14 protein-coding genes are annotated in these 16,140 nt (G+C 61.3%); 10 read left to right on the forward strand and 4 right to left on the reverse strand.

The genetic code is table 11. The annotated features are described in order from the left end of the window. The first annotated feature begins 12 nt into the window (after positions 1-12). Entirely contained in the window at positions 13-1,020 is a 1,008-nt protein-coding gene (locus AC0V6T_RS14925) for a threonine aldolase family protein (protein WP_486128146.1), read from the forward strand. Continuing rightward, positions 1,017-1,937, forward strand: coding sequence for a DMT family transporter (locus AC0V6T_RS14930; RefSeq protein ID WP_486128148.1), 921 nt, complete (start codon positions 1,017-1,019; stop codon positions 1,935-1,937). Before AC0V6T_RS14925 ends, AC0V6T_RS14930 begins: the two co-directional genes overlap by 4 nt. Here AC0V6T_RS14930 and AC0V6T_RS14935 read toward each other — a convergent pair. Beyond that, positions 1,920-2,702: an NAD-dependent epimerase/dehydratase family protein gene (locus tag AC0V6T_RS14935; protein ID WP_486128150.1), complete on the reverse strand. Its 783-nt coding sequence runs from the start codon at positions 2,700-2,702 to the stop codon at positions 1,920-1,922. The genes AC0V6T_RS14930 and AC0V6T_RS14935 overlap by 18 nt on opposite strands. A 53-nt stretch (positions 2,703-2,755) precedes the next feature. Between AC0V6T_RS14935 and pepN the strand changes: the two genes are divergently transcribed. The 8 genes from pepN (at position 2,756) to AC0V6T_RS14975 (ending at position 12,546) form a co-directional block, all read left to right on the forward strand. Further along, positions 2,756-5,410, forward strand: coding sequence for an aminopeptidase N (pepN, locus tag AC0V6T_RS14940; RefSeq protein WP_486128152.1), 2,655 nt, complete (start codon positions 2,756-2,758; stop codon positions 5,408-5,410). Continuing rightward, complete coding sequence (gene pgeF, locus AC0V6T_RS14945; RefSeq protein ID WP_486128154.1) at positions 5,403-6,206, forward strand: peptidoglycan editing factor PgeF; 804 nt, start codon at positions 5,403-5,405, stop codon at positions 6,204-6,206. The genes pepN and pgeF overlap by 8 nt, the downstream gene beginning before the upstream one ends. A 243-nt stretch (positions 6,207-6,449) precedes the next feature. Further along, complete coding sequence (gene petA, locus AC0V6T_RS14950) at positions 6,450-6,998, forward strand: ubiquinol-cytochrome c reductase iron-sulfur subunit (RefSeq protein ID WP_486128156.1); 549 nt, start codon at positions 6,450-6,452, stop codon at positions 6,996-6,998. A 59-nt stretch (positions 6,999-7,057) separates the two neighbouring features. Beyond that, the gene (locus tag AC0V6T_RS14955) at positions 7,058-8,434 is read left to right on the forward strand and encodes a cytochrome b (RefSeq protein WP_486128158.1); all 1,377 of its coding nucleotides are present in this window, start codon (positions 7,058-7,060) and stop codon (positions 8,432-8,434) included. Positions 8,435-8,481: 47 nt separating this feature from the next. Continuing rightward, positions 8,482-9,336: a cytochrome c1 gene (locus AC0V6T_RS14960; protein ID WP_486128160.1), complete on the forward strand. Its 855-nt coding sequence runs from the start codon at positions 8,482-8,484 to the stop codon at positions 9,334-9,336. A 130-nt stretch (positions 9,337-9,466) separates the two neighbouring features. Further along, the gene (locus tag AC0V6T_RS14965; RefSeq protein ID WP_486128631.1) at positions 9,467-10,003 is read left to right on the forward strand and encodes an adenine phosphoribosyltransferase; all 537 of its coding nucleotides are present in this window, start codon (positions 9,467-9,469) and stop codon (positions 10,001-10,003) included. A 55-nt stretch (positions 10,004-10,058) separates the two neighbouring features. Then, positions 10,059-11,936: a cation:proton antiporter gene (locus AC0V6T_RS14970; protein WP_486128162.1), complete on the forward strand. Its 1,878-nt coding sequence runs from the start codon at positions 10,059-10,061 to the stop codon at positions 11,934-11,936. A 13-nt stretch (positions 11,937-11,949) separates the two neighbouring features. Continuing rightward, positions 11,950-12,546: an OmpA family protein gene (locus tag AC0V6T_RS14975; protein ID WP_486128164.1), complete on the forward strand. Its 597-nt coding sequence runs from the start codon at positions 11,950-11,952 to the stop codon at positions 12,544-12,546. On the opposite strand, the gene AC0V6T_RS14980 is transcribed toward AC0V6T_RS14975, so the two are convergent. Genes AC0V6T_RS14980 through cysD form a run of 3 tightly spaced genes read right to left on the reverse strand, consistent with a single transcriptional unit; the run spans position 12,526 to position 16,093 of the window. Then, on the reverse strand, positions 12,526-13,263 hold the full coding sequence (locus AC0V6T_RS14980; protein ID WP_486128166.1) for a 3'(2'),5'-bisphosphate nucleotidase CysQ: 738 nt from the start codon (positions 13,261-13,263) through the stop codon (positions 12,526-12,528). The two genes, AC0V6T_RS14975 and AC0V6T_RS14980, sit on opposite strands and share 21 nt — an antisense overlap. Positions 13,264-13,274: 11 nt before the next feature. Further along, positions 13,275-15,191 (reverse strand): sulfate adenylyltransferase subunit CysN, encoded by a 1,917-nt coding sequence (gene cysN, locus AC0V6T_RS14985; protein WP_486128168.1) that lies wholly within the window; start codon positions 15,189-15,191, stop codon positions 13,275-13,277. Further along, positions 15,191-16,093 carry a sulfate adenylyltransferase subunit CysD gene (gene cysD / locus AC0V6T_RS14990; RefSeq protein ID WP_486128170.1) on the reverse strand — a complete coding sequence of 301 codons (903 nt, stop codon included), beginning with the start codon at positions 16,091-16,093 and terminating at the stop codon, positions 15,191-15,193. The genes cysN and cysD overlap by 1 nt, the downstream gene beginning before the upstream one ends. Positions 16,094-16,140: the final 47 nt, after the last annotated feature.

Here is a 16,140-nt window from a genome sequence, read left to right on the forward strand (position 1 = left end):
AGGCGTTCCACGATGACCCAGATGAAGCCCTTCCTCTCCGACAACGCGGCGCCCGTCCATCCCAAGGTCTGGGAAGCGATGCGCGCCGCCGACAGCGCCGACAACCCCTATGACGGCGACGCGCTGAGTGCCGAGCTCGATGAGCGGTTCTCCGATCTGTTCGGGCGCGAATGTGCCGGGCTGTGGGTAGCGACGGGAACAGCTGCGAACTGCCTCGCGCTTGCCACGATGTGCCAGCCGCATGGCGGCGTGGTGTGCCACGAAGAGGCGCATATCGAGGTCGATGAAGGCGGTGCTCCGGGTTTCTACCTCCATGGCGCAAAGCTGATGCTGTGTGAGGGCGAAGGCGCGAAATTGACGCCAGAGGGCATTTCCGCGCTGATTGGTCCGATCCGCGACGATGTGCACCAAGTGCAGCCGCACGCCATCGCGATCACGCAGGCGAGCGAATATGGGCGCAGCTACACTTTGGCCGAGATCGAAGCGCTAAGCGCCTTTGCCAAAGAGCGCGACCTTGGCCTGCACATGGACGGGGCGCGCTTTGCAAACTCCGCCGCATTCCTTGGCGGGTCGGCAAAGGACGCGGCAGGCCCGGTCGACAGTCTCGCTTTCGGCTTCATCAAGAACGGCGGCATGAGCGCAGAGGCCGTGGTGCTGTTCGATCCCGAACAGGCCGACCTCGTCAAATATCGCCGCAAGCGTGCTGGGCACCTGCAATGTAAGGGCCGCTATCTCGCGGCGCAGGTCCTCGCGATGCTCGACGGCGACCTCTGGCTCGAAAACGCGCACCACGCCAATGCAGCTGCGCAAGATATTGCGAGCGGTTGCGGCGACCGGTTGATGCATCCGGTCGAAGCGAACGAGCTTTTCGTGCGTCTCTCGCCAGCAGAGCGCGAGGCGCTTCGTGCGCAGGATTTTGCTTTTTACGACTGGGGCGAAGACGCAGCGCGGTTCGTGACGGCATGGGACACCCGCGAGGATCACGCGGTCGCGCTGGGCAAGGCCATCGCCAGCTTGTGAGCGCCGCCACACCTCAAGTCCTCAATTGGCGTGTGATCGTCCCCTTCGTGCTGACCGGCACGATCTGGGGCTCGACCTGGCTTGTCATCACCGGGCAGATCGACGGAGTGCCCGCCGCTTGGTCGGTGTTCTACCGTTTCCTCCTGGCGACGCCCGCACTGTTCCTCGTCGCCTTTTTTATGAAGCGCCGCCTCAAGCTGACGGGGCCAGAGCATAAGCTCGCCCTGCTCGTCGGCATCTTCCAGTTCAGCGGCAACTTCCTGTTCGTCTATCACGCCGAGCTTTACGTCACCTCAGGTATCGTCGCGCTGATGTTCGGTTTGATGATGGTGCCCAACGCCCTGCTCGCGCGGGCTTTTCTCGGTGAGAAGGTGCAGGGCGGCTTCATGCTGGGAAGCGCGATTGCTATAGTCGGAGTGTCGTTCCTGCTCATCCACGAATGGACTTCGAACCCCAATGCAGGGGTGATCGGGGGCAATGTCGGCCTCGGCATCATTCTCGCGCTGCTCGGCATTCTTGCAGCATCGGTCGCCAACGTGATCCAGGCCAATCCGACCGGGCGCGCAGTTCCGATGGTGAGCCTGCTTGCATGGGCGATGCTGTACGGGACGATCTTCGATCTTGGCTTTGCGTTGCTAACCGCGGGGCCGCCTCCGCTCCCGACAAATCCGAACTACTGGGCAGGCATCGTCTATCTCGCGTTGATCGGATCGGTCATCACCTTCCCGCTGCACTACAATCTCGTGCGCGAGATCGGCGCGGGGCGCACGGCGTACAACGCGATCCTCACGATTTCGGTCGCGATGCTGCTGTCGACGCTGTTCGAGGACTATCGCTGGACGAGCCTCACCATCACCGGGATGGGCCTAGCGGTGATCGGGATGGTGCTGGCTCTGCGATCAAAGCAGCGCCGATAATCCTTCGACATAGGTCGGGTACTTCGGCTCCCAGCCAAGCACGCGCTTCGCCTTGCCATTCGCCACGCGGCGGTTCTCCGAGTAAAATCCGAGAGCCATTTCAGAGAGGTTGGCTTCCTCCAGAGTCTGCATCGGGGGCGGCTCTACCCCAAGCAACCGGCACGCATACTCGGTCACCGCATTGCCGCTCGCCGGAAGGTCATCGCCGAGATTGTAAGCGCCCGGCGGTGCGTCTTGCGTCAGCGCAGTGATCACGCCGCTCGCAATGTCGTCGACATGAATGCGGCTGAACACCTGTCCGGGAAGATCAATGCGCCGCGCCTTGCCCTCGTGCACCCGGTCGAGCGCGCTGCGACTCGGTCCGTAGATACCCGGCAGGCGAAAGACGCGCGCGCCCATCTCCATCCATGCAGAGTCCGCATCCGAACGCGCATTGCGGCGACCGGTCCCGGTGGGTGAGGCCTCGTCGACCCAGGCTCCCTGTTGGTCGCCGTAAACGCCTGTCGATGAAAGGTAGTAGAGCGCAAGTCCCTTGAGCTCTTCGCTATAGGCCTCGAGCACCGGATCGGCCCCCGCCTTGCGATCGGGTGGAACTGAGGACAGGACGTGGCTCGACTTCGCGAGCGCATCTGTCACCGCGCCGCGATCGTCGAAATCGATATCGCCGTCGCTGCCCGTCGCGCTGACGCTCCAACCTTGCTCCTCGAGCTCCGATTTGATCCGTTTTGCGGTGTAGCCGAGGCCGAATATGAACAAATGCGCCATGCCAAACGTTCTAATCGCTGGACCCGCCCTCAAATCAACTTAAATCGAGACTTATGGATATCGCCACGAACCCGACGAACCCCGAAGGCAACCCCGAACTCGCCGATGCAGCGCCCACGCCGCATGAGCCGCCGGTGATCCGGCGAGAGGATTACAAGCCCTATCCCTGGCTACTTCCCGAGACCCATTTGCACTTCGACCTCGGGATCGAGAAGGCGCGGATCACCTCCAAGATTGCAGTGGAGCGCAATCCCGCTTCCGAGCCTTCGAACGAACTGCGCCTCAACGGCGATGGCCTCACCGCATTGAGCGTGACGGTAGACGGAGAGGCGATCAATGATTGGCAGATGGACGGGCCGGACCTCGTCCTGACGCTTCCCGGCGACAAGCACACGGTCGAAATTGTCACCGAGATCGATCCGAGCGCCAACACCCAGCTGATGGGACTTTATGCCTCGAACGGCATGCTGTGCACGCAGTGCGAGGCCGAAGGCTTCCGCCGCATCACTTTCTTCCCGGACCGCCCCGATGTCCTCTCAACGTACCGGGTGCGGATGGAGGGTTCGAAAGAGCAATTCCCGATCCTTCTTTGCAACGGCAATAAGGAGGCCGAGGGCGACATGGATAATGGTCGCCACTTTGCCGAGTGGTTCGATCCCTGGCCCAAGCCGTCTTACCTGTTTGCACTGGTCGCAGGCGATCTGGTCGCGAACTCCGGGCCTTTCACCACGATGTCTGGCCGCGAGGTCGAGTGCAATATCTGGGTTCGCAAGGAGGATCTTGCGCGCACCGACCACGCGCTCCAGTCGCTTCACCGCTCGATGAAGTGGGACGAGGAGGTTTTCGGGCGCGAATACGATCTCGACCTATATAACATCGTTGCGGTCAGCGATTTCAACATGGGGGCGATGGAGAACAAGGGCCTCAACGTCTTCAACACCAAATACGTGCTTGCCGATGTCGATACAGCGACCGATGGCGATTTCGACGGCGTGGAAGGCGTGATCGCGCACGAATACTTTCACAACTGGTCGGGCAATCGCATCACCTGCCGCGACTGGTTCCAGCTTAGCCTCAAGGAAGGTTTCACCGTGCTGCGCGACCAGCTGTTTTCGCAGGACATGCAAGGCGAAGCGGTCAAGCGGATCGAGGATGTGCGCATCCTTCGTGCGGCCCAATTTCCAGAGGATGCCGGGCCATTGGCGCATCCGATCCGCCCGGACAGCTATCGCGAGATTTCAAACTTCTACACCGCGACGGTCTATAACAAGGGCGCTGAGGTCATCCGAATGATGCGCTCGATGGCAGGGGTCGAACGCTTCCGTCAGGGCACCGATCTCTATTTCGACCGCCACGACGGCGAAGCGGCAACCTGCGAGGATTTCATCAAGGCGATCGAGGACGGCGCAGGCCTCGACCTTGAGCAGTTCCGTCTGTGGTACTCGCAAGCGGGCACCCCTCGCATCCACGTTATGCAGGAAGAGAAGGACGGCGCTCTCGTCCTGACGCTCAAACAGGTGCTTCCTGCAACACCGGGACAGATCGACAAGCAGCCGATGCCAATCCCGCTGCGCGTTGCGGTGCACAGCCGTGCGAGCGGGGCGCTGGGCGACGAGCAGTTGATCGTGCTCGACAAGGAAGAAGGCAGCTTTGAGCTTCCGCTTGCTGGTGCGGAGCCGGTGGTCTCGATCAACCGCGGCTTCACCGCTCCGGTGGTGATTGAGCGCGAACTGGCGCGCGAAGACCTCGTTTTCCTGGCTGCAAAGGATGATGATCCTTTCGCGCGCTACGAGGCGATGCAGGAGCTGGCCGTCGGACATCTTGTCGCGACAGCGCGCGGCAAAGGTTCCAGTGAAGGCGAGGCCGCGATCATCGAGGCGATGAAAGCGATCATCACCGACGAAGCGCTCGACGATGCGATGCGCGGCGAGTTGATGATGCTGCCGAGCGAGACCTACCTCTTCGAAGCGATGGCGAGCGGCGACGAAAAAGCCGACCCCGGCGCAATTCACGAGGCGCGCGAGGCGCTCAAGGCGGCTATCGGTCGCGAATGCGCAAGCGAGCTTCACGCGCTATACGACCGCGCGGAGAAAGTCGCATTCGACGATCCGGCCGGTCGCGGCGCGCGCAAGGTGAAGACCGTGGTGCTGGGCTTTGCCGCAGTGAGCGATCCTGCCAAGGCGGCTGAGCTTGCCGCGCATCAATACGACAAGGCCGACAACATGACCGACCGGCAGGGCGCCTTGATGACGCTCGCAGGTCTCGATTGCCCCGAGCGCGAGACGCGGCTGGCTGACTATTACGAGCGCTATTCCGACAACGCTCTGGTGGTCGACAAGTGGTTCACGCTTCAGGCGCTCTCGCTTCATCCCGATGTGATCGAGCAGGTAAAGGTGCTTGCCGAGCACAAGGACTTTACGATGAAAAACCCGAACCGCGTGCGCTCGCTCTACATGGCGTTTGCGGGCAACCCGCAAGGCTTCCACGCAGCGGACGGGGCGGGGTATCGCATGATCGCCGATGTCATCCTCGAGCTCGATCCGATCAACCCGCAAACGGCTGCGCGCTTCGTATCGGCGCTGGGTCGCTGGCGGCGGATCGAGCCTAAGCGAGCCGCGCTGATGAAAGGCGAGCTTGAGCGGATTGCGAAAGCCAAGAACCTTTCGCGCGACACCTACGAGCAAGTCAGCCGTTCGCTCGATGGGTGATAGCGGCGAACCCGTGAGCGCGAAGGACACCCCGTTCGATATCGCGCGCAGCGACGTGCTCGAAGGCGTGCCGCACGGGTTCTTTGGCCATGCAGGCGGCGCGCATCAATTCGGTTATGGCGGGCCGGGCGATGTGCGCGACATTCGCGAACTGCGCGCGGCTGCGGCCAATGCGATTCGCCCCGGCGCGCCGCTGATGGCTCCGCATCAGGTCCACTCGCCCGAAGTCGTGACGATCGGCACGCCCGGCACGCGCAAATGGCCCGATGAGGAACTCAATCGCCCGGTCGCCGACGCCGTCGTGGCCAAGCGTCGTGATGTCGTGCTCGGCATCGTTACCGCCGATTGTGGCCCGATCCTGTTCGCCGATGTCGATGCGGGTGTGATCGGCGCTGCGCATGCGGGATGGCGCGGCGCGCATAATGGCGTGCTCGAAAACACCGTCGCCGCGATGGAAGCGCTGGGCGCCAGTCGAGAGCGGATTGCGGCTGCGCTTGGTCCGACGATCGCTCAGGAAAGTTACGAAGTTGACGCTGTGTTTCGCGAGCACTTCGATGCGTCGCAGGACGAATTCTTCGCCTCAGCCCCCGAACGTGAAGGCAAGGAGAGGTGGCATTTTGACCTACCGGCTTTCATTCTGTCCCGCTTGCGTGAAGCGGGCCTGTCGCGGGTCGGATGGGTCGCCAGCGACACGCATGTGCTTGAGAACAGGTATTATTCCTATCGCCGCGCGAGCCAGGCGGGTGAGCCAACCTATGGACGGCAACTCAGCGCCATAGCGTTGCCTCGCACCTAAGAAGCACCCAGGGCGGTCTTTCGCGGCTTGCACGAGAACGAACAGGCAGTGTTCAAAACACGGTTGGATTCTTGCGAGATTGCCGTATATCGCGCCCATCAGCCGGAACTGACTGCTCGACAGAGCGTTATCAACTCGGCCGGGATAATCACCATGGCTCTAGCGCCGGACGGGGCGAAGAGTTTTAACTGAAGCCACGAAGAGCAAATGCGCTTCGTGGCAAAACGAGCAGGGTAATACGTTATGGCTTCCACTGCAGAGGGTACCGAAGAGGGCGTTCGTCGCCGCGATTGGATCCACATTGCAGCTGTCAGCACGGCCGGTGTCGGCGGTGCGTCCGTTCTCTTCCCGTTGATCAGCCAGATGGCTCCGACTGCAGACGTGCTCGCCGCGAGTACGACTGACGTCGACGTCTCCTCGCTTGAGCCGGGTCAGTCGATCAAGGCCGTTTTCCGTGAGCAGCCGCTCTTCGTGAAGCGCCTGACGCCTGAAGAAATCGAAGAAGTGAATGCAATCGACGCAGGCGGCCTGCGCGATCCGCAGACGCTCGAAGATCGTCTAGGCGCTGGCAACGAAGATATTCTGGTCAATCTTGGCGTTTGTACTCACCTTGGGTGCGTGCCGCTTGGCGCTGCTGATGGCGAGAACAAGGGTGAGTTCGACGGTTATTTCTGTCCGTGCCACGGTTCGCACTACGATGCGCTGGGCCGCATTCGCAAGGGCCCGGCACCGACCAACCTCGAAGTGCCAGAATTCAGTTTCACGACCGAAACAACCATCCGTGTCGGGTGATCGTTCGTAACTGAACGCGCACCTGAAAATTTATCGCTGAGAACAAGCAAGAGATCATTATGAGCTTCGCCTGGGCAAATCAGTACGAACCGAAGAACGACTTCACCAAGTGGCTTGATGAAAAGCTTCCGGTTCCGCGGCTGGTCTACAACGCAGTGGGTGCCGGCTATCCGGTTCCGCGCAACCTCAACTACATGTGGAACTTCGGCGTGCTCGCCGGCTTCTTCCTCGTGTTCCAGATCATCACCGGCGTTGTTCTCGCGATGCACTATGCCGCGAACACCGAAGTTGCGTTCGGACAGATCGAACACATCATGCGCAACGTGAATTACGGCTGGCTGCTGAAATACGCCCACGCCAACGGCGCAAGCTTCTTCTTCGTCGTCATCTACATGCACATTTTCCGCGGCCTGTATTACTCATCCTACAAGGCTCCGCGCGAGATGATCTGGCTGCTCGGCGTGGTCATCTTCCTGCTGATGATGGCAACCGCATTCATGGGTTATGTCCTTCCCTGGGGCCAGATGAGCTTCTGGGGTGCGAAGGTCATCACCGGCCTGTTTGGCGCAATTCCGTTCATCGGTGAGCCGCTGCAGATCTGGCTGGTCGGCGGCTATGCGCCGAACGACTTAACCCTGAACCGCTTCTTCTCGCTGCACTTCCTGATGCCGTTCATCATTGCCGGCACCGTGATCCTGCACATCTGGGCGCTTCACATTCCTGGCTCGTCGAACCCGACCGGCGTCGAAGTGAAGCAGGAAAGCGACACCGTTCCGTTCCACCCGTATTATACGGCGAAGGACGGCTGGTTCCTGGGTCTAATCCTCATCTTCTTCTCGGCAATCGTGTTCTTCGCTCCCAATGCGCTGGGCCACGCTGAGAACTGGATCGAAGCCAACCCGCTTTCGACCCCGGCGCTGATCGTTCCGGAATGGTACTTCTACCCGTTCTACGCGATCCTGCGCGCCTTCACCGGCGACCTCACCATTCCGTTCACCGGTATCGTGCTGATCGAAGCCAAGCTGCTTGGCGTGATCGCGATGTTCGGCTCGATCCTGGTGTGGTTCTTCCTGCCGTGGCTCGACAAGAGCCCGGTTCGCTCGGGCTCCTATCGTCCGCTGTTCAAGAAGTTCTTCTGGTTCGGCCTCGTGCCCTGCATGGCCGGTCTGTTCTACCTTGGCGGCGCCAAGGCTGAAGAGCCCTACATCGTGCTCAGCCAGATCTTCACGGCTTACTACTTCCTTCACTTCCTGGTGATCCTGCCGATCATCAGTCAGATCGAAGTGCCCAAGCCGCTGCCGTTCTCGATCACGCAGGCTGTCCTTGGCAGCGACGACACCCCCGGCGGCACGTCGGGCGGCGGTGACAACCCGGGCGAAGTGGTCAAGCCGCTTCCCGGTGGCGACACCGACGGTTCGCTGCAGCCGGCCGAGTAATCGAGCCAACACCATTCACTGACCCGATAACGAGAAAGAGTTAGGTCATGACCATTCGACTTGGAGGCATCATCCTCGGCCTCGGCCTCACGGCGGTCCTGCTGCTGTGGTCGCTCGCGCCCGGCCTCTTCACGCTGACGAGCGAAGGCTTCCCGGAAAAGCCAGACTATTACGCTTTCCAGGAAGAGAACATCGCCCCTGAGGGCGGCTTCGCCTTCGACGGACCGCTCGGCACTTGGGACTACGCACAGCTCCAGCGCGGCTACCAGGTCTACAAGGAAGTCTGCTCGGCCTGTCACAGTCTGAAGTATGTCGCGTTCCGCAACCTCGAACAGATCGGCTACACCGAAGACGAAGTTCGCGCGGAAGCGGCGACCTGGATGGTTCCGGGCATCGACGAGAAGGACGGCTCGGTCATCGAACGTCCGGGTCTCCCGACCGACCAGTTCCCGAGCCCCTATGCCAACGACATCGAAGCGCGCGCGTTCAACAACAATGCGATCCCGCCTGACCTGTCGCTGATCACCAAGGCGCGCAAAGACGGCGTCCACTACGTCTACTCGCTGATGCAGGGCTATAACGAGCCCGATCCCGAGGACGTTGCCAAGTCGCCGAACTTCGAAACGCCTCCTGGTCTGTACTTCAACGAGTACTTTTACAACATCAACATCGCCATGCCGCCGCAGCTTCTCGATGGTATCGTCAGCTATTCCGATGGCACCGAAGCGACGGAAGAACAGATGTCCCAGGACGTGACCGCGTTCCTGACCTGGGCGGGCGAGCCTTCGCTAATCAAGCGCAAGCAGACCGGCTGGTTCGTGATCGGCTTCCTGCTGTTCGCCACGATCCTCGGCTTCCTGTCGTACAAGACAGTCTGGGCGACCAAGAAAAAGAAGATCTGATCGAGCGCCTTAGCCAAGAGGCACTGATTTTCGGCGAAGCGCCCCATCATCCCTTGCGGATGGTGGGGCGCTCGTGCTTTGAGGCTGGCAAATTCAGTGACTTGAGGGGAAGAGTGTGAGCGCTTCAACCATGACACCCGAAGCGCTGAAGGCGCTCGTCCGGACCGTGCCTGACTTTCCCGAACCCGGCATCCAGTTCCGCGACATCACCACGCTGATCGGACATGCTGAGGGGCTGTCGGCCAGCGTCGAGCATCTTGCCGCAAAGGCTCGCGCAGGCGGCGCACAGAAGATCGCAGGAATGGAAGCGCGCGGCTTCATCTTTGGCGCCGCTGTCGCCGCGGCGCTTGGCATCGGCTTCGTTCCGATTCGCAAGCCCGGCAAGCTCCCGATCGACACCATCGGCATCGACTATGCCCTCGAATACGGGGCCGACCGTCTCGAAATGGACCCGCAAGCGGTTGCCGCTGGAGAGAGGGTCGTCATCGTCGACGATCTGATCGCGACCGGCGGCACCGCGCTCGCCGCTGCAGAGCTCATTCGCATGGCGGGAGCCGTGGTCGAGCACGCGCTTTTCGTCATCGACCTGCCCGATCTGGGCGGCGCGGAAAAATTGCGTGGAGCCAAAGTGGCGGTTGAAGCGTTGATGCACTTCGAAGGCGAGTGACGCCAAGCGCAGGCATCCTGCCCGCGATCAAGCTGAAAGGGCCATAGCTATCTCGATGGAATCGCAAGCCGTGGTGATTGCAGCAGTCGGCGCATTGGGCGTAGGCGCCCAATGGGTTGCCTGGCGCACCGGTTGGCCTGCGATCGTCCTGATGCTGGCGGCAGGCTTTATCGCCGGGCCGATCACGGGGCTGATCGACCCTGAATCGGCCTTCGGAGAATTGCTCGACCCGATGATAAGCGTCGGAGTTGCGCTCATATTGTTCGAGGGAGGGCTAAGCCTCGACCTGAGAGAGTTGAGGCATTCGGGCAAGGCGGTATGGAGGCTTGCGACGATCGGCGTGCTCGTCGGTTGGGCGCTGGGTGCCTTGGCAGGGTTCTACATTGCAGGACTCGTCTGGCCTGTCGCGGTGCTATTTGGCGGTATTTTGATTGTCACTGGGCCAACCGTGGTGATCCCGCTGCTGCGCCAATCCAACATCCAGACGCGTCCCAACTCGATCCTTAAGTGGGAGGGCATCGTCAACGACCCGACCGGCGCGCTGTGCGCGGTCATCGCTTACGAATACTTCCGAAGGATCAACGAATTCCCTGACGCCTCGCTCGTCGACGTCGTGCCCCCGCTGATCTTTGCCGCGATCCTTGCCGGGCTCATCGGATACGCGGCTGCGCGCATGATCGCATATCTGTTCCCGCGCGGAGCGATCCCCGAATATCTCAAGGTGCCGGTGCTGTTCGTCGTCGTCATCGCGGTCTTCGTGCTCACCAACCTTATCGAACACGAAGCAGGGCTTGTCGCCGTGACCGTGATGGGCGTGACGCTGGCGAATCGCGAAGTCTCGAGCATCCGCTCGATCCATCCCTTCAAGGAGAACGTCGCGGTCCTCTTGGTGTCGGGCATCTTTATCCTGCTCGCCTCCAGCCTGTCGCTGGAGGATCTCGCTTACCTCAACCCGATGGAATCGGTCGGTCAGCGCTTCATCCTGTTTCTGCTGGCGCTCCTGTTCGTCGTCAGACCGATCACCGTCCTGGTCAGCCTCCTCGGCTCCGATGTGCCTTGGAACGAGCGCATATTCGTCGCATGGATTGCGCCGCGCGGGATCGTTCTGGTGGCTATCTCGGGCCTCTTCGCGCTGCGCCTCGGCGACCTTGGCATCGAAGGCGGGCAACTCTTGATCGGCCTGAGCTTTGCTGTGGTGGTCGTCACCGTCATAGCTCACGGCTTTACGATCGAACCCGTCGCGCGGCTCTTGAACGTCAAGGGATCGTCGCGCCCAGGGCTGCTGATCGTAGGCTCGACACCGTGGACCATCGCGCTCGCACGGCAGATGAGCGCGCTCGACACACCCGTCATGATTGTCGACCAGAGCTGGCAACGCCTCGGCGCAGCACGGCGTGAGGGGCTGCCCTATTATCACGGCGAAATCCTGAACGAGGCGACCGAGCACAATCTCGACCTGTCACCTTTCCAAGTCCTGATCGCTGCTACCGATAACGAGGCTTACAACACGCTCGTCTGCAACGAATTCGCGCACGAAATGGGCCGCGATTCGGTCTATCAGCTTGGCGAGAGCGCCGATGGCGATGACAAGCACGCTCTGCCGCTCTCGCTGCGTGGCCGCGCCTTGTTCGAAAGCGGCTATGGCGTCGACGAGGTCAACGACAAGCAGAAGCAGGGCTGGGTTTTCAAGAAGACCAAACTGTCCGAAGAGTTCGATTTCGAGGATGCGCAGCTGAAGCTGTCCGACACCGGCACCATGCTGTTGCTGGTTCGTAAATCCGGAACGCTGCGCTTCTTCACGCACGCCGCGCGGCCCGAGCCGCGCGCCGGCGACACCATCGTGAGTTTCACACCCCCGCAAATCAGGGCTAGTCCGAAGGAAGATACCGATCCGAAAGCCACAGAGGTCAGGCCAAGACCGCAAGCGACTTAGGACGAATGAGAGGATGAAAATGCAATACCGGGCCGCGATAATCGCGCTTTTTGGCCTTGGAGCCTTGAGCGCATGTCAGGCGAACAACGAAAACGAGGACGCTGGCGAAACGCAAACAGCGCCCGAAAGCCCTCTTGAGGGGGCGGAGCCCACCGAACCCGTTTCGATCCTGCGCGCCGACATTGATGGGCCCCCGCTTCCGGCCGCGCCGGTTTCCTCGTTCGAGCTGACCGTGGGATTTCCCGATGGCGGCGCCGAACTGGACGATGATGCGCTCGCAGCGCTCGAGCAGATCGCGAATTCCGAGCAGATCGCGCTGGGCGGACCGATTGTCCTAGGCGCCCACAGCGACAGCGACGGAAGCGACAGTGCGAATGAGCGCGCCGCCGAGGCGCGCGGTCTCGCAGTAGCAGGATGGCTGATCGAGCGCGGCGTGGACGAAGACCGGATCGACGTGATCGTCTTCGGCGAACAAAACCCCGCTGAGCCCAACGCGCTTCCCGATGGTTCACCCAATGAAGAAGGCCGCGCCCTCAATCGCCGGGTCGAGGTGCTGGTGGTGGTTCCTGATGCCAACGAAGCGGACGATTCAGTCGAGAGCGGCGACTAGTTCGAGCACGCGCTCGGCATATTCGGGGCGGCAGATGAGCAGGTCGGGCAGGTAAGGGTCGGCCATGTTGTAGCGGATCGGCGACCCGTCAATGCGCGAACAATGCAGGCCATGCGCTGCAGCGACGGCGACCGGTGCGCAGCTGTCCCATTCGTACTGGCCGCCTGAATGGAGGTAGATTTCAGCCTCGCCGCGCACAACGGCCATCGCCTTTGCGCCCGCGCTGCCCATGGCGACAAGCTCGCCGCCCATTTGTTCGCAAACCGCGGTTGCTTCCCTCGCAGGCCGGGTCCGGCTGACTAGGAAGCGTGGATTGTCGGCGGCGTCCTTGAGCGGTGCGATTGTATCAGTGCGAAGGACCGTGCCGCCATCAAGGCCCGGAAGCGCCACTGCGCCAACCGTCGCGGCGCCATCGACCGAAAGGCCCACATGGACCGCCCAGTCGCTGCGCTGCTCGCCATATTCGCGGGTGCCATCGACAGGATCGACGATCCACACACGGCTCATCGAGCAGCGCGCGGTGTCGTCCTTTTCCTCCTCCGAAAGCAGCCCGTCATCGGGCCGCACCGCACGAAGCGCATGGCACAGGAATTCGTTCGCAGTCGCATCGCCCGCTTTGCCCAGCGCTTTACCCTCAAACATCCCGCTTGAACGGACATCAAGCAGCATGCGCCCGGCCACTTCGGCCAAGTGAGCGGCAAGCTCGGCGTCGGTCATCGTCTCCGCACTCATTTGAGCGGCATGATCTGGCTGATGATGTATTCGGCAGCCTCGACCGGCGTCATGTCCACGGTGTTCACGCGGATCTCTGCATTTTCGGGCGCTTCATAGGGGCTGTCGATGCCGGTGAAGTTCTTGAGTTCTCCGGAGCGAGCCTTTTTGTAAAGACCCTTCACGTCGCGCTGCTCAGCGACTTCGAGCGGGGTGTCGACAAACACCTCGATGAACTCGCCTTCGGGAAGCATGCTGCGCACCATCTGCCGCTCGGCCCGGAAGGGCGAGATAAAGGCGGTGAGCACGATGAGGCCAGCGTCCGCCATCAACTTGGCAACCTCGCCAATGCGGCGGATGTTCTCGATCCGGTCGGTCTCGGTGAAGCCCAAGTCCTTGTTCAGCCCATGACGGACATTGTCGCCATCCAGCAGGAAGGTGTGGCGGTTCATCAGCGAAAGCTGCTTTTCGACCTCGTTCGCGATAGTGCTCTTGCCCGAGCCCGAAAGTCCGGTGAACCACAGCACGCGCGGCACCTGGTTCTTGAGCGCGGCATGCTCTTCGCGGGTGACCGTGGTCGGTTGCCAGTGCACGTTCTGCGCTCGGCGAAGGCTGAATTCGATCATCCCTGCGCCAGCGGTCGCGTTGGTGAACTTGTCGATCAGGATGAACCCGCCAAGTTGGCGGCTCTTGGCATAGGGTTCGAACGTGATCGGTCGGTCGGTCGCGAACTCGGCGACACCGATCGAGTTCAACTCCAGTGTCTTGGCCGCGAGGTGCTCGAGGCTGTTCACGTCGATCTCGTATTTGGGTGGCTGAACAGTGGCCGTGACCATCTGGCTGCCGAGCTTGAGCCAGTATCCACGGCCCGGCTTCAACGCGGTTTCGTCCATCCACACGAACGTTGCGCAGAACTGATCGCTGGCTTCGGGTGGATCGCCAGCCGCCGCAATCACGTCACCGCGCGAGCAATCGACCTCGTCCTCAAGCGTCAACGTGACCGACTGGCCCGCAACGCCTTCTTCAAGGTCGCCGTCGAAGGTCGTGACAGTCTTGACCGTGCTGGTCTTGCCAGCTGGCACAACGCGCACTGTGTCGCCCGGCTTGATCGTGCCGCCGGTGATCTGCCCCGCAAATCCGCGGAAGTCGAGATTGGGGCGATTGACCCACTGAACCGGCATGCGGAACGAACGTTCCTGCGCAGCGGTGTTCGCGACCTCGACCGTCTCGAGATGCTCGATCAGCGCCTGGCCATTGTACCATGGCGTGTTCGCGGAGGGCGATGACGTGATGTTGTCGCCCTTAAAGCCGGAGATCGGGATCGCGGTGAAGTCTTCGATGCCGACTTCCTTCGCGAACTCGGAATAGTCGGCAACGATCTTATCGAAAGTGGCCTGATCGTAATCGACAAGGTCCATCTTGTTCACCGCCAGCACTAGATGTTTGATGCCGAGCAAATGGGTGATGTAACTGTGCCGCCGCGTCTGCTGGAGCACGCCCTTCCGAGCATCTACGAGGATCACCGCGAGGTCTGCGGTGGAAGCGCCAGTGACCATATTGCGGGTATATTGCTCGTGTCCCGGCGTATCGGCGACGATGAACTTGCGCTTTTCAGTCGTGAAAAAGCGATAGGCGACGTCAATCGTGATGCCCTGTTCGCGCTCTGCAGCAAGGCCGTCGACCAGCAAAGCAAAGTCGATCTCTTGGCCTTGCGTACCGTGCTTGACGCTGTCGGCTTCGAGGCTAGCAAGCTGGTCCTCGAAGATCATCTTGGAATCGTAGAGCAGCCGCCCGATCAGGGTCGATTTGCCATCATCCACGCTGCCGCAGGTGATGAAACGCAGCAGGCTCTTGTGCTGATGCTGCTGAAGATAGGCGTCGATGTCCTCGGCGATGAGAGCATCGGTCTGAAAGCTGGAGTCAGCCTTGTTCATCAGAAGTAGCCCTCCTGCTTCTTGTCTTCCATCGAAGCGGATTGCCCCTTGTCGATCGCGCGGCCCTGACGCTCCGACCCAGTCGCGAGCAGCATTTCCTGGATGATCGCGTTCATGTCGGTCGCCTCGCTCTCGGTTGCGCCGGTGAGCGGGTAGCAGCCGAGCGTGCGGAAACGGACCGAACGCTCGACCGGTTCCTCGCCATCTTCGAGGCGGAAGCGATCATCATCGACGACCAGCAGCAGCCCGTCGCGTGTCACCGTGGGACGCTTGGAGGACAGGTAAAGCGGCACGATGTCGATCTTTTCGAGCGCGATGTACTGCCAGATGTCGAGCTCGGTCCAGTTCGAGATCGGGAAGACGCGGATGCTCTCGCCCTTGTTCTTTTTCGCGTTGTAGAGGTTCCAGAGCTCGGGGCGCTGATTCTTTGGGTCCCAGCGATGCGATGCGGTGCGGAAGCTGAATACGCGCTCCTTCGCCCGCGCCTTTTCCTCATCGCGCCTGCCGCCACCGAAAGCCGCATCGAAACCGTGCTGCGTCAGCGCCTTTTTCAGCGGATCGGTCAGCTGGGCCTGCGAATAAAGCGCGCTGCCGGTGTCGAACGGGTTGATGCCCTGTTCCTCGGCGTCTTCGTTCTGCGCGATGATCAGTTCAAGCCCGTACTCCTTCACCGTCTTGTCCCGGTGATCGAGCAGCGCCTGAAAGTCCCATCCGCTTGCGACATGCAGCATCGGGAAGGGCGGCGGCGAGGGGTAGAACGCCTTGCGCGCCAAGTGCAGCATGACGCTCGAATCCTTGCCAACCGAATACAGCATCACCGGGTTTTCAGCCTCGGCCACGACTTCGCGAAATATATGGATGCTCTCGGCTTCGAGCCGCTCGAGATGGGTCAGACTACGCATGAAACCCAGCTAGCGGGTGTGCGTGGCAACACAAGCCAAGAAAAGTT

The organism is Erythrobacter sp. S158 (assembly GCF_057364915.1).